This is a genomic window from Priestia sp. FW507-14D1A (assembly GCF_058781295.1).
The window spans coordinates 194,887-212,858 of record NZ_JBYSWQ010000003.1 but is presented as its reverse complement, the minus strand read 5'-3'; the positions used below and the strand labels follow the sequence as shown (position 1 = coordinate 212,858).

General features: G+C 38.8%; 19 protein-coding genes. 11 read left to right on the top strand and 8 right to left on the bottom strand.

Going from position 1 to position 17,972, the window contains the following annotated elements:
* Positions 1–42: 42 nt before the first annotated feature.
* Both AC3WJG_RS14640 and AC3WJG_RS14635 read right to left on the bottom strand, forming a co-directional pair.
* Positions 43–951, bottom strand: coding sequence for a hypothetical protein (locus tag AC3WJG_RS14640; RefSeq protein ID WP_225049853.1), 909 nt, complete (start codon positions 949–951; stop codon positions 43–45).
* A gap of 147 nt (positions 952–1,098) precedes the next feature.
* Positions 1,099–1,572 carry an Hsp20/alpha crystallin family protein gene (locus AC3WJG_RS14635; RefSeq protein ID WP_028408333.1) on the bottom strand — a complete coding sequence of 158 codons (474 nt, stop codon included), beginning with the start codon at positions 1,570–1,572 and terminating at the stop codon, positions 1,099–1,101.
* Between the two features lie 69 nt (positions 1,573–1,641).
* Between AC3WJG_RS14635 and AC3WJG_RS14630 the strand changes: the two genes are divergently transcribed.
* Positions 1,642–1,881 carry a hypothetical protein gene (locus AC3WJG_RS14630; RefSeq protein ID WP_013057271.1) on the top strand — a complete coding sequence of 80 codons (240 nt, stop codon included), beginning with the start codon at positions 1,642–1,644 and terminating at the stop codon, positions 1,879–1,881.
* Positions 1,882–2,011: 130 nt separating this feature from the next.
* Here AC3WJG_RS14630 and AC3WJG_RS14625 read toward each other — a convergent pair whose 3' ends face one another.
* Together AC3WJG_RS14625 and AC3WJG_RS14620 are read right to left on the bottom strand one after the other, a co-directional pair.
* Positions 2,012–2,245, bottom strand: coding sequence for a hypothetical protein (locus tag AC3WJG_RS14625; RefSeq protein ID WP_013057270.1), 234 nt, complete (start codon positions 2,243–2,245; stop codon positions 2,012–2,014).
* Positions 2,246–2,257: 12 nt separating this feature from the next.
* Complete coding sequence (locus tag AC3WJG_RS14620; protein WP_028408334.1) at positions 2,258–2,488, bottom strand: hypothetical protein; 231 nt, start codon at positions 2,486–2,488, stop codon at positions 2,258–2,260.
* Between the two features lie 184 nt (positions 2,489–2,672).
* Here AC3WJG_RS14620 and AC3WJG_RS14615 point away from each other — a divergent pair, with 184 nt between their 5' ends.
* The 9 genes from AC3WJG_RS14615 to AC3WJG_RS14575 all read left to right on the top strand — a co-directional run bounded on the left by AC3WJG_RS14615 (position 2,673) and on the right by AC3WJG_RS14575 (position 12,804).
* Positions 2,673–3,677, top strand: coding sequence for an XdhC family protein (locus AC3WJG_RS14615; RefSeq protein WP_221840601.1), 1,005 nt, complete (start codon positions 2,673–2,675; stop codon positions 3,675–3,677).
* Positions 3,674–4,324 carry an NTP transferase domain-containing protein gene (locus AC3WJG_RS14610; RefSeq protein WP_337134363.1) on the top strand — a complete coding sequence of 217 codons (651 nt, stop codon included), beginning with the start codon at positions 3,674–3,676 and terminating at the stop codon, positions 4,322–4,324. Before AC3WJG_RS14615 ends, AC3WJG_RS14610 begins: the two co-directional genes overlap by 4 nt.
* An 18-nt stretch (positions 4,325–4,342) precedes the next feature.
* On the top strand, positions 4,343–6,673 hold the full coding sequence (locus tag AC3WJG_RS14605; protein ID WP_492588354.1) for a xanthine dehydrogenase family protein molybdopterin-binding subunit: 2,331 nt from the start codon (positions 4,343–4,345) through the stop codon (positions 6,671–6,673).
* Positions 6,660–7,493 carry an FAD binding domain-containing protein gene (locus AC3WJG_RS14600; RefSeq protein WP_028408338.1) on the top strand — a complete coding sequence of 278 codons (834 nt, stop codon included), beginning with the start codon at positions 6,660–6,662 and terminating at the stop codon, positions 7,491–7,493. Before AC3WJG_RS14605 ends, AC3WJG_RS14600 begins: the two co-directional genes overlap by 14 nt.
* A gap of 1 nt (position 7,494) precedes the next feature.
* Positions 7,495–7,974 (top strand): (2Fe-2S)-binding protein, encoded by a 480-nt coding sequence (locus tag AC3WJG_RS14595; RefSeq protein ID WP_337134362.1) that lies wholly within the window; start codon positions 7,495–7,497, stop codon positions 7,972–7,974.
* 71 nt (positions 7,975–8,045) lie between these two features.
* A complete protein-coding gene (locus AC3WJG_RS14590; protein WP_025751732.1) occupies positions 8,046–8,498 on the top strand; it encodes a hypothetical protein in 453 nt (150 codons plus the stop codon).
* A gap of 420 nt (positions 8,499–8,918) precedes the next feature.
* Positions 8,919–10,553 (top strand): MrcB family domain-containing protein, encoded by a 1,635-nt coding sequence (locus tag AC3WJG_RS14585; RefSeq protein ID WP_492588352.1) that lies wholly within the window; start codon positions 8,919–8,921, stop codon positions 10,551–10,553.
* The gene (locus tag AC3WJG_RS14580) at positions 10,507–12,219 is read left to right on the top strand and encodes a DUF2357 domain-containing protein (protein ID WP_102812804.1); all 1,713 of its coding nucleotides are present in this window, start codon (positions 10,507–10,509) and stop codon (positions 12,217–12,219) included. Before AC3WJG_RS14585 ends, AC3WJG_RS14580 begins: the two co-directional genes overlap by 47 nt.
* Positions 12,220–12,405: 186 nt before the next feature.
* Positions 12,406–12,804 (top strand): hypothetical protein, encoded by a 399-nt coding sequence (locus tag AC3WJG_RS14575; protein ID WP_013057259.1) that lies wholly within the window; start codon positions 12,406–12,408, stop codon positions 12,802–12,804.
* Positions 12,805–12,825: 21 nt separating this feature from the next.
* On the opposite strand, the gene ku is transcribed toward AC3WJG_RS14575, so the two are convergent.
* From ku to sspO, 4 genes are all read right to left on the bottom strand, one after another.
* Positions 12,826–13,659: a non-homologous end joining protein Ku gene (gene ku / locus AC3WJG_RS14570; RefSeq protein WP_102812803.1), complete on the bottom strand. Its 834-nt coding sequence runs from the start codon at positions 13,657–13,659 to the stop codon at positions 12,826–12,828.
* Positions 13,660–13,814: 155 nt separating this feature from the next.
* Complete coding sequence (locus AC3WJG_RS14565) at positions 13,815–14,255, bottom strand: Hsp20/alpha crystallin family protein (protein ID WP_013057257.1); 441 nt, start codon at positions 14,253–14,255, stop codon at positions 13,815–13,817.
* 152 nt (positions 14,256–14,407) lie between these two features.
* Positions 14,408–14,548 (bottom strand): small acid-soluble spore protein P, encoded by a 141-nt coding sequence (locus AC3WJG_RS14560; protein ID WP_013057256.1) that lies wholly within the window; start codon positions 14,546–14,548, stop codon positions 14,408–14,410.
* Between the two features lie 212 nt (positions 14,549–14,760).
* Complete coding sequence (gene sspO / locus AC3WJG_RS14555) at positions 14,761–14,910, bottom strand: small acid-soluble spore protein SspO (RefSeq protein ID WP_013083371.1); 150 nt, start codon at positions 14,908–14,910, stop codon at positions 14,761–14,763.
* 221 nt (positions 14,911–15,131) lie between these two features.
* On the opposite strand from sspO, the gene acnA reads away from it, so the two are divergent.
* Positions 15,132–17,852, top strand: a complete 2,721-nt coding sequence (gene acnA, locus AC3WJG_RS14550; protein WP_028408344.1) for an aconitate hydratase AcnA — start codon at positions 15,132–15,134, stop codon at positions 17,850–17,852.
* Positions 17,853–17,972 lie beyond the last annotated feature (120 nt).

Sequence of the window (17,972 nt, the reverse complement as noted above, 5' to 3'; positions counted from 1 at the left end):
GCAAAAATTCTAGTCATAACTAGATATAATTTTATGACTTTTTTAAACTGACTCTCCCTTTGGGTCGTCTTCTAGATCCTCTTCGTCAAAAATAGGAACTTCCGTATATGTTTCTTCTTTTTCTGAAACGGAAGGAGAACCCTTTGTATCCTCTTGTCCTGGCTTCGCTGTGCCAGAAGAAATATCTGATTTTGCGTTTTTTAACTCTTCCATATCTTTTTGAATTTGGTCCGTGAAATCTTTTGGTATCGCTCCGCTTCCGTATGTAGCTCCGATGTTTAAAGTACCGCCGAGTTCTTTAATGCCAACTTGGCCAATATTGTTGTTTTGTTCGTATTTATCAAGAAAAAATTTATCAATATGAATAGGCGGGGGAGCATTTTCTAAAAGTGCCGCTTTTTCCTGAATCCCTTTTATTTCTTCTTGAAGGGCAGACGTTCGTTTTAGCATGTCCACCTGTACTTCAGTTACAAGCGACATGCTGCGTTCTAATGCTGAAACTCTGTTATCTAATTCTGTCATTCTTTCGATATAAGGAGCCATTTGCTTCTTTACAGATTGTTCTACTAACCGAGTTATATCCATGTAAGGTATAGCTTCTATCTTTTTATCGCGAGGAGGTTGTGTGGAGATCACTTGTTCCAATTGCGCTACTTTTTCTTTTAAAAAATGAAGCTGTTTAGCAGTTTCTTGCATGTCTTTTGCATACGTTTGTTCCGTATCTTTATGAGTGCTTCTTTGTGAAGGTGAAGAAGCATTGGAGTGCGTGGGCTGAGCCTCCAGCTTTTTTTTGAGCATGATGAGAGAACCAATTTGCGGTTCGAGTTTTAAAAAACGGTTCATGTGAACTTCAAGCGTGTTAATGCGCTTGATTTGATGTTTGAAGTCCGCTAGCTCAGTATGAAGCTGTTGGTTAGTCTGTTTGGGGTTGAAAAATCCTTTCATAGACATTTCGCTTCTCCTCATCTTGGGCTTATTTCCTCTGTAATCACAGTTAGATAAATACATAGTGAGCCAGTTTAGAAGTGAACGTTAAATTTTTCGCATTTATAAATACTTATGTGCAGCATTAAAATTCATTCGTAAAACTACTAAACCTTATTCAATGTGAATACGTTCTTCTTGGAAAAACTGCCTGTGATAAGAAAGGATAAGCAGCCCGTTTTCAAATTTTGCACGCAGATGATGTGCATCGGTGGGCTCTGGCAACTCAATAATTCGGTTGAAATCTCCAGAAGGTCGTTCTTGTACAACCGGCTGTCCTGTGATGAGAGGGTGCGGTGAGCCTTTTAATAGAAGTCTGCTGCCTGAAACGGAAACGTGTAAGTTTTCTTTTAGATAACCAGGCAGGTCAGCGATAACAATGATCTCGTGAGGCGTAACGTAAATGTCAACAGGTGGAAAATTACTTTTAGAAGCCTGAGGTGCCTGATATGAATCAGGAGCATTCATATCCATATTTTCTTTCATAAATTCGTTAAAAGCAGTTTGATCAAAAACACCGTTCCAAAAGTCATTTGTTTGATAATTTTTAGCAAATTCCATCCACTGCATAAGTTTATCAAAGTCCATATCGTTTCCTCCTTACCACACATCATAAAAAGATGGAATTTGAATATAGTTTGAAAGGGGGTGGTTTAAATGGCAGGTGCATCTATAAATATTAATATTTTAATGCTAAAGATAAATTCCTTTGAAAATGCGTCTGCAGTAAATATCGGACAGAATTTACTAGCAGACTGGAATAATTCAGATAAAAAAACACAGGGATTTGGGCAAAATTTTGGTGATGATAGCGGCTTTATAGGAACGAGAAGCTGTGTCGATGATCGAGATCAAATTGACAGCCCATCATCTTTTCAAAAAGTGCCCATTTCATAGAAAAAGCCTAATAAATATAGCCAGTTCAGATGCAGGTTATATTTATTAGGCTTCCGATTGAATGCTAATAGACGAATAGATGAAGATATGCTGCTAGTTGTGCGCAGTAGAGGCAGAGGAGATGAAAAAATTAAATTACGCTATTTTTAACTGAGTTTGAATCATTTACATCTGAGTCTATAATCCATGAGAACGGAGTTACGTTCGGAGAAAAATCTCCGTTTGATTCTCCCAGACCTTGATTACGTTTATAAGATACGAACACATCAAGCTGCTGATTAGGTCCTATGCTTAAAACGGATGAATTATCCAAAACGTTCACTTTGAAGGCTTGTAAGTTAATGACCATGGGCGAAAAAATCATATGGTTTCCTCCTTATTTATCATTTTTTGTTGCAAATGCATCTACATAATCATTATCTACAGTTTTGTAAGCAGATCCTGCTGTAAAACATTGATCAGCGTGCTGCTGTCCGAAGGCCTGATTTTTCTTTGCTGTGACATATCTTGTAACTTTTGACGTATTTCCAATAGAAATACTGCTTGCTTGATCAGCACTGCGAACGTTCAAATTTCCTAGGTTGATTTTTGTTGAGTCGAATAGCATATTATTCTCCTTTCAAACGACAGTTCTTCTAAGTCTTTAAAAGCTTATTGTAGCTTCTTTGAAAATATGAATAATACATGGATTCATTCAGAGAGTAGAAGTGGTCTACTGTAGCGTATTGTAGTTCCGTGTAAAACGTGAAAAGATTTTAAAACCTCGACAGGAAAAGGAGGGAATAATAAAAATGCACGATATTTTACATGCTGTAAACACATCAACAGTAAAAAGTGTGTTGGCAACGATTGTTCATGTAGAAGGATCCTCATATTTAAAAGAAGGAGCGTCCATGCTGTTTCAAGAAAATGGGGAGAACATTGGGATGTTAAGCGCTGGTTGTGTAGAAGCAGATCTTGCTGAGCGCGTAAAAGAGTTGTTCGACACTGAGCACGTATTAACCGTTACGTACAATTTGAAAGAAGAAGGTGATGCAGGATGGGGACAAGGAGCAGGCTGCAATGGAATCCTGTATATTCTCCTAGAACCTGTAACTGCGAGGATGAAGCAAAATCTTTTGCGGGTAAAACGTCATTTAGATAACCGAAATCCTGTTTTGCATATTAAAAAATTAGAAAAAAACTTTATTCAAACAACCTCTTTTTATGTAGAAAAAACGGGCGAAACATTTGGTGGAAATAGCGACACATCATCTTTTGCAACAGATGATTGGAATGGGGGAAAGAGCGGTATTCAACTTTCAAATTGCTCCCTGCTCACATATGCTCATCTATATAAACCAAAGCCTCGTCTAGTTATTTGGGGAGCAGGTGTTGATGCAAAATATTTAGTATCACTTGCAGCCAATACGGGGTTTTCGGTTACCTTATGCGACTGGAGACCGGCTTTATGTAATAAAGAACATTTTCCGCTAGCAGAGGAAATACATATTGGATTTCCAGAGGAAGTAGACAAACAATTATCTATACAAAGCGATGATTTTGTTGTGATCATGACCCATAATTTTTATCGCGATCAAGAAATTCTCTCGCTATTAAAATCAAACCCTGTGAAGTACATAGGAGTTTTAGGATCTAAAAAGCGAACACTTCGATTATTGAATACTGATATTTCTTCACGCATTCATTCGCCGGTAGGACTTTCTATAGGAGCGGTAGGACCGCAAGAAATTGCCGTTAGTATTCTTGCTGAATTAATTCAAAACCTCCGAATATATGATGAAAAAAAGGGATGAAAATGTCCGGGTTAAATATTGTTGCTGTTTATCTTGCCGCGGGAGCTAGTAAAAGGATGGGCAGAAATAAACTGCTGTTGCCTTTAGGGAATGGATGTTTGGGGAGTAAAGCTTTACGAAAAGCGGTTTCTTCAAAAGTAAATCATACGATAGTAGTAACTAAGAAAGGAGATCATCTTGAGTGGATTGACCCTATTCTTTTTTCAGAAGCATATCAGCAGAAGTGGAGTCATACTTCTTGTAGTAGCGCCTTAAAAGGTCAGTCTGCGTCTTTAAAATGCGGATTGAAAAAAGCAAAAGAATTAAACGCTGATGCTATTATTGTGCTGTTGGCAGATCAGCCTCTTATAAGCATCGTGCTGATAGATACATTTGTTTCTCTTTTTGAAAAACATTTTTCTGTTCCATTTATTTCATCTTTTTATCAAGGAATGTCCAGAGCACCGGTTTTATTTTCAAAACAAATGTTTTCAAGCTTGGATAAGCTGCAAGGAGATCAAGGGGCAAGAAAAATTATAAGACAAAGCGGACCTGAAAATGGAATATTTTACGAATGGACCGACGCGTCCCTTTTTATGGATGTTGATACAAAACAAGCGTATGAACACATTAAAAAGATATACAAAGAGAAACGTCGACTGTTTTGATTGATGGAGGTGAAAAGAGTGGAGATCATTGGAAAAAGCGTGATTCGAAAAGATGCATTGGAAAAAGTAACGGGTACGGCGCGATACACAAATGATTACATGTTTAAAGGCTCCCTGCATGCCAAAATAGTAGTCAGTCCTTACGCTCATGCAAGGATTCAAGCCATAGACGTCCAAGCGGCGATTGCTATTCCCGGTGTTCACGCGGTTGTGACGGGTGAGCATTTGCCGTTAACCGGGGAAGGAGTTCGTGACCGGCGACCGCTTGCATTTGAAAAAGTGCGGTATCACGGAGAAGCCGTAGTCCTGGTAGTAGCAGAAACTCCTGCACTCGCTGAGCGTGCGGCGAGCTCCGTTCATATTCAATATGAGCCGTTGCCTGTCGTACATTCTCCTAGCGCTGCTATTGAGCCTGATTCTCCTTTAGTGCATGAACATATGCACATCTACAAGCATGATGAAACGGTGTATCCAGAACCCGGCACCAACGTAGCAAACAGAGTTAAAATTCGAAAAGGCAATATAGAAGAAGGTTGGCAAAAAAGTGAGTTAATAGTCGAAGAAACATTTTCTTTATCTCCTTCAGATCACGCGGCAATGGAAACAAGAAGCGCCGCTGCTGAAATCCTTCCAAATGGATTAGTTAAAATTATCACTTCTTCTCAAGCTCCTTTTATGGTCAAAAAATTAATCAGTGAGTATTTTGAAATTGAAGCGGGAAAAGTGATCGTTGAAACACCGCTAGTAGGAGGAGGGTACGGAGGAAAAGCAGCTGTCCAGCTGGAGCTGCTTGCTTATCTAGCTTCAAAAGCTGTGGGTGGAAGGCTGGTTAAAATATTGAACACAAGAGAAGAAGATATGCTTACTTCGCCTGCTCACGTAGGTCTAGATGCCAAAATCAAGCTAGGTTGTTCTAAAGAGGGACTCTTGCAGGCTGCTGACATTCTTTATTTGTTCGACAGCGGTGCTTACGCAGATAAAGGAACGGACTTGAGTAAAGCAGCAGCAGCTGACTGTACGGGACCTTATCGTCTTGAACATATTTTCTGTGATTCATTATGTGTATATACAAATCACCCTTACGCTTCCCCTTTTCGAGGATTTAGCCATTCGGAACTATTATTTGCGTTTGACCGCACGATGGACATCCTTGCTAAAAAAGCAGGTATAGATCCTTTGGAGTTTAGAGAAAAAAACGCTATTCTTCCGGGTGATACTACGCCTACGCAAGTACGTTTAACTTCTAGCAGCGTTGGTAACTTACCGGAATGTATTCGTCGCTTGAAGCAGCTAATGAAATGGGAGGAAGGGCAGAGAATAGTTCATGAAAACGGCCTTATTACTGCCAAAGGGATTAGCTGCGTCTGGAAAACCTCCACTATTGAAACAAACGCAGGTTCAGGTGTTATTCTCACATTCAATCCTGATGGAAGCGTGAATTTAATGTCTGGCGTTATTGAATTAGGCACGGGGACAAAAACAGTGCTCGCGCAAATACTGGCTGAAAAATTGCAAATGCCCGTGGAACGTATTCATGTGCGAATGGAAGTAGATACTCAAACGACTCCTGAACATTGGAAAACGGTGGCTAGCAGAGGCACTTTTATGGCAGGAAGAGCGGTTTTAGAAGCGGCTGAAGATGTGATTAACCAATTAAAAAAGATAGCTTCTTGTATATTTCGAGCTTCTGAGGAAGATATCGAAATAAAAAATGAAAAAGTTTTTTTACGGGATGAGCCTGAAACCTCCTTGGCCTTTAAAGAAATTGTATATGGCTATAAATATCCGAACGGAAATGCAATTGGAGGGCAAATCATAGGGAGGGGCAATTATATTTTAAGAGGGATGACCTACTTGGATAAAGAAACGGGAGCTGGGCGTCCCGGTCCTGAATGGACGGTAGCAGCTGAAGGAGTTGAAGTGGAATATAACCCTAGAACGTATAGATATCGTATTGTAAAAGCAGTCTCTGTTATTGACATAGGAACCGTGTTAAACGAGAAAATGGCAAGAGGGCAAGTCATGGGAGCGATGAGTATGGGCCTATCGTTTGCCGGAAGAGAAACATTTTGGTTTGATTCAAATGGCCGTATTTTAAACCCTCAGCTTCGGAAATATCGTCCTCTTCGCTACGGAGAGCATCCGGAGTACGTAGTAGATTTTGTTCATACGCCTCAATTAGATGCGGCCTATGGAGCTAGAGGAGTGGGAGAACACGGGCTGCTTGGTATGCCGGCTTCTTTAGGAAACAGCTTAACGGTGGCAGCAGAAACAGAATTAAACCACCTTCCGCTTATTCCAGAATTAATTTGGAGAATGAAAGAAGGGAATGCTGATGATTTCATTTGACTTTGAATATCACAAACCTGCTACCGTTTCAGAAGCAGTTGCCTTATTTCAAGAGTTAGAGAATCAAGGCAAACAGCCGCGTTATTATGCTGGAGGCACTGAAATTCTGACATTGGGCAGGTTGGGTTTGTTTGTTACCCATGCTGTCATTGATATAAAAAATATACCCGAGTTTCAAAAAGCAGAAGCCGATGAAGACTGGATGATTTTTGGTGCAGGTGTAACGTTGACTGAACTGGAAGAGAAAAACGTATTTCCTTTATTAAGTAAGTCTGCTAGCGAAGTGGCTGATCACACGGCTCGAAATAAAATAACGCTGGGAGGAAATATTTGTGGGCATATCTTTTATCGAGAAGCCGTATTGCCGCTCCTTCTAGCGGATAGTCAACTCGCAGTGGCAGATCTCAGTGGAATAAAGCTCCATTCGATTCACGATCTTTTTCAGCGGCGTTTGCAGCTAAAAAAAGGAGAGCTGCTTGTTCAGGTGTTTGTTGAAACAAAGTATGCTGACCTCCCGTATATGAGTATAAAGGAGCGCCAGCAGTGGGATACAGGATATCCACTAGTTACAGTAGCAGCTTTAAAAACAGAAGAAAACATTCGAGTAGCTTTCAGCGGAGTATGTTCGTTTCCTTTTCGATCAGCTGAAGTAGAAGAAGTGCTAAACCAGAAAGACATTCCATTAGAAGATCGACTTCAAACTGCTCTTGATTATATACCGGCTCCAATTTTAAATGATGGAGAAGGATCGGATCGATATCGCAAATTTGTGATTGAAAATTTATTGATTGATATTTTCAAAGAGCTGGGAGGAACGTAATGTGCTAAGAGATGAAGGGTATAGAATAACAGTTAAGCTAAAGGTTAATGGGGAAGCAAAAATGGCTGATATCCGAACAGCAGATACGCTGCTTTACGTATTAAGAGAAAAGCTGGGCCTTACCGGAGCAAAACCAGGCTGTTTAAATGGAGACTGCGGAGCTTGTACAGTAGGGATAAATCAGCGGCCAATGAAATCCTGCCTCATGTTAGCGGCAGAAACAGAAGAGAAAGAAATAATGACTATAGAAGGACTGAAGAGTTCACCTATGCAAAAAGCTTTTATTGAACACTTTGCTTTTCAGTGCGGTTATTGTACATCGGGTTTTATTATGAATGCTCATTTGCTTTCCAAACGCCATCCTTCAGGCAGTGACGATATTATAAAGGAGTGGTTAGCTTCCAATATATGCAGATGTACAGGGTATAAAGAAATTGAAGACGCAGTAAAATCTGTTTTACACTTTTCTGAGCGCGAGTGAGAAAAGAAAAAGCAGAATTAGAATAACACTTACACGTGTTTAGAATAGTATGTGCTAAGGGTGTGGAGAATGTGGAATGGAAAAGCGGCTTTGACAAAGAAAGGGAACTTATCTTTGCCATTCAACGAGATCTTGATGTAGTAACAGCCATATTATTATTAACTGGCCAAATAACAATTATAGGAGTATTTGTGACACCCGGAGCTTTTCGTGTTTCAGTAGGCGGACCTATTACAGGAACCAGTCGCATCGAAGGAAAAGACGGAAATGCGGGAATTAATATTATTATTGATATGATTGATGTGTTTCTTGCGGCTTTGCTGCTTAATAACCAGATCAATGTGTCGGGCGCCTTTATTTCTTCTGGAAGGTTTACCATTAACGTAAGCGGACCTATTTTTGGCGTTCCCAAAACAGAACCTGCATTAAGTGAACTGAATCAATCCTCTCAGTTTTTTCATCGTACTGTATCAAAACATTTTTATGTAAATCCTGACTTAGTTGAAAAATTTACAAAGGACTGATTAAAATGTCATTAACGGATATACCTACAGTAAGACCTTCAGAGACGAGTATTTTTCTTATCGCCCTGCCGCTTATTATTTTTATCTTTTTCTTTACTCAGCCAAAAGCATCAGATGTTAAATAATCATGTAGCATAATGGGTGTTTTATACTTGGGCACACAAGCTGCTTATTTTTCTGTTCATATCATTGCCTCTTCATTCATTAAGCCCCTAACGCTTTTCTTTTCTGTCATGTTTCATTAAAATGAACATAAACATGTATGTAGAGAAAAGAATAATGTAGAGTTTCCTAACGTTATAAAATAGCTTACTATACGAAGAAAGCGTCTATAATAAAAGAAATGAACCTTTTGCGTGGTCAGTTGACGATGCTTTTTATTTTTACAAACTGCAGTGAAGGCAGAAAGGAGAGAATTCGATGAGTTTGCGCGAGCGGCTGCTGTATGTAGCGGAACATTATAAACAAATGGGTGGAGACGTACTTGTAAAACATGAAATAGAAAATATGCTTACACGCAGGCTTCCGATTTCTCTTTATCGATTGGAGCATATAAATCGAGAAGAAATGCGTATATCGGGACACCACGCTGAAACATTTCCTTACGTGACCCTTGCGAATAAGAATATAGAGAGTGACGTGATGGTCGCGTATTTATTCAGTGAAGACGGTCAGCGCATTTACTTGGTCATGATGAGAGGAGACTCAGAAGAAGGAACAGATCTGAAAGACATTCGATTTTTTACTCCTGAACATGCCCGCGTATTGAAAGATAATCATATTGTCATTGGTACAAGCATGGAAGCGAAAAGCTTTGAGGATAGAGTAGCTCTTTATCTTCCTTACAATATAGCAGACTTACCTAGCAATGATCAGCTGCAAGAGGACTTGCATTTACTGCTAAGTATGCATGAACAGTATATAAAAACATACGGAATGAGCAAAGAGATGATGGGGGACAAAGACGCAATCGTCCATATTCATGAGTATATTAGGAAATCTGGATTTACATATGAACGACATGATATAGCCAACGCCTACTTTGCTTTAAAGACCAAACCGTTTATTGTTTTATCAGGAATGAGCGGGACAGGGAAAACAAAGCTTGCTCAGCTCTTAGCAGATAGTATCGGTGCCACGATTGAAAATGGAAGACAAGTGCTCATTCCGGTTCGACCCGATTGGCACGATAGTTCAGATTTATTAGGATATATTGATTTAAGAGGGGATTTTCGCAGAGGATCGTTTCTGTCGATTATGCAGCAAGCCATTCAGCATCCGGCTTACACATATGTTGCCATATTGGATGAAATGAATTTAGCTCGAGTTGAACATTATTTTAGCGACATTTTAAGCGTGATGGAAAGCAGGAGCTGGTCAAAAGGGAAAATCAAAACGGCTCCGTTATTCCCGGGACATAAGATGTTCCGAGATATTTATTTGCCATCCAATCTTCTCATTATCGGTACAATTAATATGGATGAAACAACTCATGGGTTTAGCCAAAAGTTGTTAGATCGTACCAACACCATTGAGTTAAATAAGATTCAACTAGATTCTTTTGATTTTTTAGATGATAAAGATCCGTCTCAGCACGGCATTCAAAATGTACAAATTCAAAGTCAATATGTTCACTTAAAAGATGCGTATGTTGAACATGCTGAGCTCATTCACGAAGTAACAAATGAACTGCTAACCGTCAATGAGATGCTTATAGAAGTCGATTTACAAATAGGTTACCGCGTACGCGACGAAATATGCTTTTATTTAATTTACGCGGTGAAAAGTGGAATGCTTACATTTGATCAGGCGTTTGATTTTCAGGTTTTGCAAAAAGTTTTGCCTCGTATTTCAGGAAGCGATGGGTACACATTTGATTTATTAAAAAACCTTTATTATTACTGTACAAATACGCTGTTAGATGATGAATTTGAGACAGCTGTCGTAAATGCAGATGGAATGAGATTTCCTAAAAGCGCACGCAAAATAATGGAGATGATGAGACGTTTTGAAGTATACGGATACACGTCATTTTGGATTAATACCGTACGTTGAAATTGAAACTGACACGTGTACGGTGGTTATAAAAGGGAAAAATAAGAAAAAAATAAAATCTGCAGAAGAAGTGATGTTTTTTTCTTGTACAGGAAAAGGAATTAGACATGTAAAAGTATTAAATCGAACAAAAGGCATGATGACCTCAAAACCGCCGCTTGAGCCTTTATTTTTTGAAAATGAAACCTATCAAATTACAGTTGTTTCTAAAAATGAAACAAGCCTGGTTGTTAACCACGATTCAAAAGCAGTTGAACAAAGCTTTCAAAGCGTAGGATTTCCCTACATTCTGACGGGAAATATAAGCTTTCAAAATGAAGTAGGGTATTCTACGTTTCATGTTTACAGCGAAAGAGAAAAAGAGCTCTCCTTTACTCTTGAAATTTTCCCTTCAAAGATGAGCTACAAGACAGATTATGTAAACATGGTCGATGAAGTGAACGGATACATTCATGATTTGGCATACGATATGCTTCGTAAAACATATATTGAAGCAAAATCTGTTTGGTCTAAGCAAGCAACATGGACGGAATTTTATCATGTTCTCTCTCACTATATGAAACCCTTTCTTCATTCTGTGCGTCAGATTGAAAATCAGGCGTTTCAATCGGTAAAAGTTGAACATGAGCTCATGAGAGGCGATCAAATAAAAAAACAAGATAGCCGTGCTATATCATTTGTCCGAACCCACCCTACCTATCTTGCATCTTCAAGCAGGGGGATTAAAATTAATCGAAATATAAAAGTAGTACCCACAAAAGCGATTGGCACCAGGCACGTGTCTACCTATGATAATCTGGAAAATCAAAGTGTAAAATGGATGATGACGCAGCTGTATCATAAGCTAACTGCACTAATTGACAAATTGATAGAAGATAGATATGTAAAAAAAGAAGCCGTATCGGCTCTAGAAACTAATCATACCGAATTAAAAAGACTGTTAAATAATGCGTTTTGGCAGCGGGTGAAGACCCTACAAGCTTCAACTCTTCCTTCTACATTGCGTACGGCACCCCGCTACCGGGAGGCAAGCAGATACTTTATGTTCTTAACGCGAGGATTGGCTCTTAACGGAGAGTTTTACCACCTTTCATTAAAAGATATCGCAACTCTCTACGAATACTGGACGTATGTTAGTCTTTTAAAGAAGTTGCAAACTTACGGCAAGCGGATAGAACAAAACATCATGACAACGACAGAACAAGGGTTGAACGTCAGGATGCAGCCGTCTTATCATCGTTTTCAAGTGGGGAAAGCAGAAGTCACGCTATGGTATCAGAAAGCATACCATCATACTCATACCGTTATTCAAAAGCCTGACTTACTGCTTGAAGTAAAGCAAGGGGAGAAAAAAAGTGTATATCTTTTTGACGCTAAGTATCGTATCAAACCAAATCACGATACGCCTTCACCTAGAGAAGAAGATATTAATACCATGCACCGTTACCGAGACGCTATTGTAGAGGAAAATGGAATAAAACCAGTACAAACAGCGATTGTGCTGTTTCCAGGGAAAGCAGAGGACTATAAGCAGCATCATTTTTATAAAAGTATTGAACGTGTTGGAGTTGGCGCGCTGCCTTTTTTGCCGGGAGAAGAAGGGTTAGTAGAAGAATTTATTGAAGCTATTTGTACGGTAGAACCACATTTTTTCATCGCTGAGTAGGTGAATAGATAGAAAGTGAACAAGTCTTTTTTTATGCGTTGACATAGTGTTAAGTTTTTTATGTTTTGATGACATTTCGAGATTTTAGTTGTATTTTCCTGTTGAATTTTCTAGAATAGTAGAGAATAAAACCGTATCGAAAAGAAGTCGTATCATGTGCAGAGAACGTTTCAGGAGGACAACGAAGTGAAAAAGATTCTACTATTCACGTTAGTAGCGCTATTGGCAACTTTTTTTATTGACAGGGTATACAGCGAACGCAACCAAGCGCAACTTCAGCAAACTGTAATTAATGAAATTAAAAAAACAAATCAAAGTAAAGAAGAAGCTTCCATCCTTGATTTTAATGAATTATGTGATTTTAGATGGGATAAAGTATATGTTTTTGGACCGGAAACGACTCGCAGTGAGGTAAATGAAAAGCTGGGCTTCACGTGGTCTGAAGCAAAAGCAAAAGGTATTGGAAAAGATAAAAAAGATAACTTTATTGTCTTTGTAGAAAATAATCAAGTAACGCAATATTTAAAAATACCGGCGTCATATGGAACTATTGTTCCTAAGACTTCTGTTGCAAATGAAAGCTAACGAATTTCTTCGTTAGCTTTTTTATGCTTTCTTTTTTAAGGATGAAGTTTTTTTCTCTGCTGTTGATTTTGTCGGGTGTAAAGTAGAAGGATCTATGCTCACTTTTAACATTTCCATTAAATGTCGAATATCTCGTTCTTCGCTTCCGCTGCCTTTTGTAACTTCGCCTTGATTTATTTTTTGTTGAATGACGTTTTGCAAGGCGTCTCGGTAGTTGTTTTTGTAAATAGATGGATTAAAAGAAGTAGATAGCTTATCAATTAATTCCACCGTCACTTGTGTATCACTTTCATTAATGGAAGAAGTACTGGATAAGTTAGGCACATCTGTGACTGAACGAAGCTCTTCTTCAAAATGCATCGTGTGAAGAACAAGAGATCCGCCCACGGAGCGAATAATTGCCATTTGCTGTTTGGAATATAAAAATACATCCGCAATACCGACTTTATTCGTTATTTCAAGTGCATTTAATAAAGTGTAATAAGCTTTTAGGCTTGTTTCCCCAGGAGAAATATAGTAGGGCTTATCAAAAAACAGGGGATCAATGTCATCTAACGAAACAAAGTGTAACAATTCAACGGCTTTGTTTGCTGTAAAGGGCTCTTTGACACTGTCAATTTCCTGTTGTGAAAGTACAACAAACTGACCGGTCGCAGTTTCGTATCCTTTAATCAGTTCATCGGATTCTACTTCTCGTCCGCACGTTTGGCAATGTTTTTCTTGATGAATAGGTGTATGGCAAACGGAGTGTAGCGTGCGCAGCTTTACATCTTTTTCTTCAATTGCTCCGTGCAGTTTAATAGGGATATCAATTAATCCAAAGCTGATTTTACCTTTCCAAGCAGTATGAAGCATAAACGTTCTCCTTTTACTCTTTTTTTAGTAGTGTGCCGTAAAATCAATTAGATATCCCATTGTTTTGAAAAGAAGAATATTCTTAAAAAACTATGTGCTAAATAAATAAATAATTAAATAGTTCCAATAAAGCTGCAGAGACAACATCTCCAGCTTTATTGGAACTCAATAGGGACTATTTGCTGATTAGATTCATTTGTCTCATGTTTAGAAATCGTAATTTCAAGGATTTCGTTACTAAATGTAGCGGTAATTTTTTTATTCATCAATGGAAATGGAAAGTCGATTGTACGTTCAACGCTTTCTTCCATTTGTTCTCTTGCAAGCGTTCCTTGCTTTTCATCATGAAATTCTCTAATACAGTATTTTTTGGCTGTCAGCTGTAAGTGGTCAGCTTGTATCTGAACGATAATATCCTTAGGGTGATACCCTAATAATTCAGCTTCGACAATAAATGATTGTTCTGTTTCAAATAAATCTATACGAACGGAATCATAATCTAAATAACTCATAAAGGGATTTGAAAGCATGACTTCTAACAACTCTTGAAAGCCTTTTACAAACATTTGGTCTGCTGGCAGACGCTTGTTTTTCATTTCTGCGTTCCTCCATTATTTAAACTGTTTCACTTTACTATCATATGCGCGTTTATGTACTTAGTGAACTCCTGCGCAAAGAATAAGCTTGAAGTACTAGCTGTCTTTTCTACGCATAAAAAAGCAAGCTCTGTAGAGAGCTTGCCGCTGTTTTACATATCATGTCCGCTATTGTGTTTTTGGCGAGAATGCTTACGGTTTTTTACTTTATGAGATCCGCTTAGCGGTTCTGGCTGTCCAGAATTGCTTTTTGGCGCATTTCTTCTGATGTCTTTGCTGCTGTTTTTGTTCATAGTTAAAGCCTCCCTTTCATTTATTAGGGTAGGATAGCGACAGGGAATTTATCCGATGAAAAATTCCCCTTTCTAAAAATAGGTTTAACAAAAACAGGAAATGGGAACAGAAAAAAAGCGTCATATATAATGACGCCTTCTCGTTAGATTTCATGGAGTTAAACGATTTTGCTTTTCTAACTAGTGATTAGTATACCCAATAAGAGATTGTTTTATTGATTTTTTTTGCGTTTTTTATTATTTTGTTTCTGTTGTTCCGTTAATGGTTCATTTGAAAACTCTTCATTATAACCCGCTCCTTTTCCTTGAGCGCTAGCCGCGTTAGCTCCAGGAATGACGTGGTTTGACTTGCGTTTAGCCATGTTGAATCACCTCCGTTTCTAGCATGCGTAAAAATCAATGAAATATGAATTATTAGAAAAATAAAAGGGGGATGGAAAAAGGTTATAAGTGAAACTTATGTTAATTAATAACATTCTTTTTATTTACTTATGTATAATATTATATTAAGATAGATGGTGAAGGGAATAGAGGATGGGGTAAGTAAATCCTTTATACATAGAATTTTAAGGGGGTAAAAGTAATGACTAAAAAAGACGTTTTCAACGCTCGTTCGTCATTCGATCTTAATGGCAGCACATATAATTATTACCGCTTACAAGCTTTAGAGGAAGCAGGTTTAGGTAATGTATCTAAGCTGCCGTATTCAATTAAAGTATTATTAGAATCTGTTCTTCGTCAGGTAGATGGCCGTGTTATTACAAAAGAACACGTCGAAAACCTTGCAAAATGGGGAACAAAAGATATTAAAGATATCGATGTTCCTTTCAAACCATCTCGTGTTATTCTTCAAGATTTCACTGGAGTTCCAGCGGTTGTAGACTTAGCGTCACTTCGTAAAGCAATGGCTGATTTAGGAGGAGATCCTGACAAAATCAATCCAGAAATTCCAGTAGACCTCGTTGTCGACCACTCCGTACAAGTTGATAAAGCAGGTACAGCTGACTCATTACGAATTAATATGGACCTCGAGTTTCAACGTAATACAGAGCGCTATAATTTCTTAAGCTGGGCTCAAAAATCATTTAATAACTATCGTGCAGTGCCACCAGCTACAGGTATCGTGCACCAAGTAAATTTAGAATATTTAGCAAACGTTGTTCATGCTGTTGAAGAAGATGGTGAATTTGTAGCTTTCCCTGATTCTCTAGTAGGTACTGACTCTCATACAACGATGATTAATGGTATCGGTGTTTTAGGATGGGGTGTTGGCGGTATTGAAGCGGAAGCAGGTATGCTTGGTCAACCTTCTTATTTCCCAGTTCCTGAAGTAATCGGTGTTAAACTTGTTGGTGAATTACCAAACGGTACTACAGCTACAGACTTAGCGTTAAAAGTTACGCAAGTGCTTCGTCAAAAAGGAGTAGTCGGAAAATTCGTTGAATTCTTCGGTCCTGGCGTAGCAGAACTTCCATTAGCTGACCGTGCAACAATCGCTAATATGGCTCCTGAATACGGTGCAACATGTGGATTCTTCCCAGTTGACGCAGAAGCATTAGCATATATGCGTTTAACAGGAAGAGATGAAAAAGACATTCAGGTTGTCGAACAATATACAAAAGCAAATGGTTTATTCTTCACACCAGAAAATGAAGATCCAATTTTCACTGACGTTGTTGAGATTAACCTTGCTGAGATTGAAGCAAATCTTTCTGGTCCAAAGCGTCCGCAAGATTTAATTCCACTTTCTCAAATGCAAACAGAATTCAAGAAGGCTTTAACAGCTCCTGTTAGCAACCAAAGCTTCGGACTTGATGCTAAAGACGCGGATAAAGAAATTACGTTTAAGCTTGCAGACGGTTCAGAAACAACAATGAAAACAGGTGCCATTGCCATTGCGGCTATCACAAGCTGTACAAACACATCAAATCCTTACGTATTAGTAGCAGCTGGTTTAGTTGCGAAAAAAGCGGTAGAAAAAGGATTGGATGTTCCAGCTTACGTGAAAACTTCTTTAGCACCAGGTTCAAAAGTAGTAACGGCTTACCTGCAAAATTCAGGGCTGCTCCCATACTTAGATAAAATCGGCTTTAACATAGTAGGTTATGGCTGTACGACTTGTATCGGTAACTCTGGTCCATTAGAAGCTGAAATTGAAGCAGCGATTGCAGATAGCGACTTGCTTGTAACGTCTGTTCTTTCAGGAAACCGTAACTTTGAAGGACGTATTCATCCATTAGTAAAAGGTAACTACCTTGCTTCTCCACCGCTTGTTGTAGCCTATGCACTGGCTGGAACAGTAGATGTAGATTTACAAAAAGATCCAATCGGCATTGATACAGACGGCAATGAAGTATTCTTTAGCGACATCTGGCCTTCTCAAGATGAAATTAAAGAAGTTGTTAGCCGTACCGTAACGCCTGAATTATTCCGTAACGAGTATGAGCGCGTATTCGATGATAACGAGCGCTGGAATGAAATTAAAACAAGCGAAGATGCGCTTTATACGTGGGAGAATGATTCAACGTACATTCAAAACCCACCTTTCTTTGAAGGCTTATCAGAAGAACCAGGTGAAGTAGAGCCGTTAAATGATCTTCGCGTAGTAGCGAAATTTGGTGACTCAGTGACAACGGATCACATTTCACCAGCGGGTTCAATTGCAAAAACATCACCTGCAGGTCTTTACCTTCAAGAAAACGGTGTAGAGCCAAAAGACTTTAACTCATATGGTTCTCGTCGTGGTAACCATGAAGTGATGATGCGCGGTACGTTTGCAAACATCCGTATTAAAAACCAAGTAGCTCCTGGTACAGAAGGCGGCTGGACAACGTACTGGCCAACAAATGACGTAATGAGCATTTATGATGCTTGTATGAAATACAAAGAGCAAGATACAGGTCTTGTTGTACTTGCAGGCAAAGATTACGGCATGGGAAGTTCTCGTGACTGGGCAGCAAAAGGAACAAATCTTTTAGGTATTAAAACAGTAATCGCTGAAAGCTTCGAGCGTATTCACCGTTCAAACCTAGTATTAATGGGTGTTTTACCTCTTCAATTTAAAGATGGTGAAAGCGCGGATACATTAGGTTTAACTGGAAAAGAAACAATTGCAGTAGCAGTTGATGAAACAGTAAAACCACGTGATTTTATAAAAGTAACAGCAACTGATGAAGCCGGAAACAAAAAAGAATTTGAAGTACTGGTTCGTTTCGATAGTGAAGTTGAAATTGATTACTATCGCCACGGTGGTATCCTTCAAATGGTACTTCGTGATAAATTACAGTCTAAAACACATGCGTAAGTTATAAAGAAAAAGAGCGGTTCTCGTGAGCCGCTCTTTTTTTATGCAAACGCACCGTTTTCGACAAAAAGTGAGAGGGAAATATGCTATATTATAAAAGAAAATGCCCTATAAAAGGAT

Excerpts from the sequence above, each read along its gene's own strand:
- AC3WJG_RS14640 (WP_225049853.1), bottom strand. The coding sequence starts at position 951 with ATGTCTATGAAAGGATTTTTCAACCCCAAACAGACTAACCAACAGCTT.
- AC3WJG_RS14635 (WP_028408333.1), bottom strand. The coding sequence starts at position 1,572 with ATGGACTTTGATAAACTTATGCAGTGGATGGAATTTGCTAAAAATTAT.
- AC3WJG_RS14630 (WP_013057271.1), top strand. The coding sequence starts at position 1,642 with ATGGCAGGTGCATCTATAAATATTAATATTTTAATGCTAAAGATAAAT.
- AC3WJG_RS14625 (WP_013057270.1), bottom strand. The coding sequence starts at position 2,245 with ATGATTTTTTCGCCCATGGTCATTAACTTACAAGCCTTCAAAGTGAAC.
- AC3WJG_RS14620 (WP_028408334.1), bottom strand. The coding sequence starts at position 2,488 with ATGCTATTCGACTCAACAAAAATCAACCTAGGAAATTTGAACGTTCGC.
- AC3WJG_RS14615 (WP_221840601.1), top strand. The coding sequence starts at position 2,673 with ATGCACGATATTTTACATGCTGTAAACACATCAACAGTAAAAAGTGTG.
- AC3WJG_RS14610 (WP_337134363.1), top strand. The coding sequence starts at position 3,674 with ATGAAAATGTCCGGGTTAAATATTGTTGCTGTTTATCTTGCCGCGGGA.
- AC3WJG_RS14600 (WP_028408338.1), top strand. The coding sequence starts at position 6,660 with ATGATTTCATTTGACTTTGAATATCACAAACCTGCTACCGTTTCAGAA.
- AC3WJG_RS14585 (WP_492588352.1), top strand. The coding sequence starts at position 8,919 with ATGAGTTTGCGCGAGCGGCTGCTGTATGTAGCGGAACATTATAAACAA.
- ku (WP_102812803.1), bottom strand. The coding sequence starts at position 13,659 with ATGCTTCATACTGCTTGGAAAGGTAAAATCAGCTTTGGATTAATTGAT.
- AC3WJG_RS14565 (WP_013057257.1), bottom strand. The coding sequence starts at position 14,255 with ATGAAAAACAAGCGTCTGCCAGCAGACCAAATGTTTGTAAAAGGCTTT.
- AC3WJG_RS14560 (WP_013057256.1), bottom strand. The coding sequence starts at position 14,548 with ATGAACAAAAACAGCAGCAAAGACATCAGAAGAAATGCGCCAAAAAGC.
- sspO (WP_013083371.1), bottom strand. The coding sequence starts at position 14,910 with ATGGCTAAACGCAAGTCAAACCACGTCATTCCTGGAGCTAACGCGGCT.
- acnA (WP_028408344.1), top strand. The coding sequence starts at position 15,132 with ATGACTAAAAAAGACGTTTTCAACGCTCGTTCGTCATTCGATCTTAAT.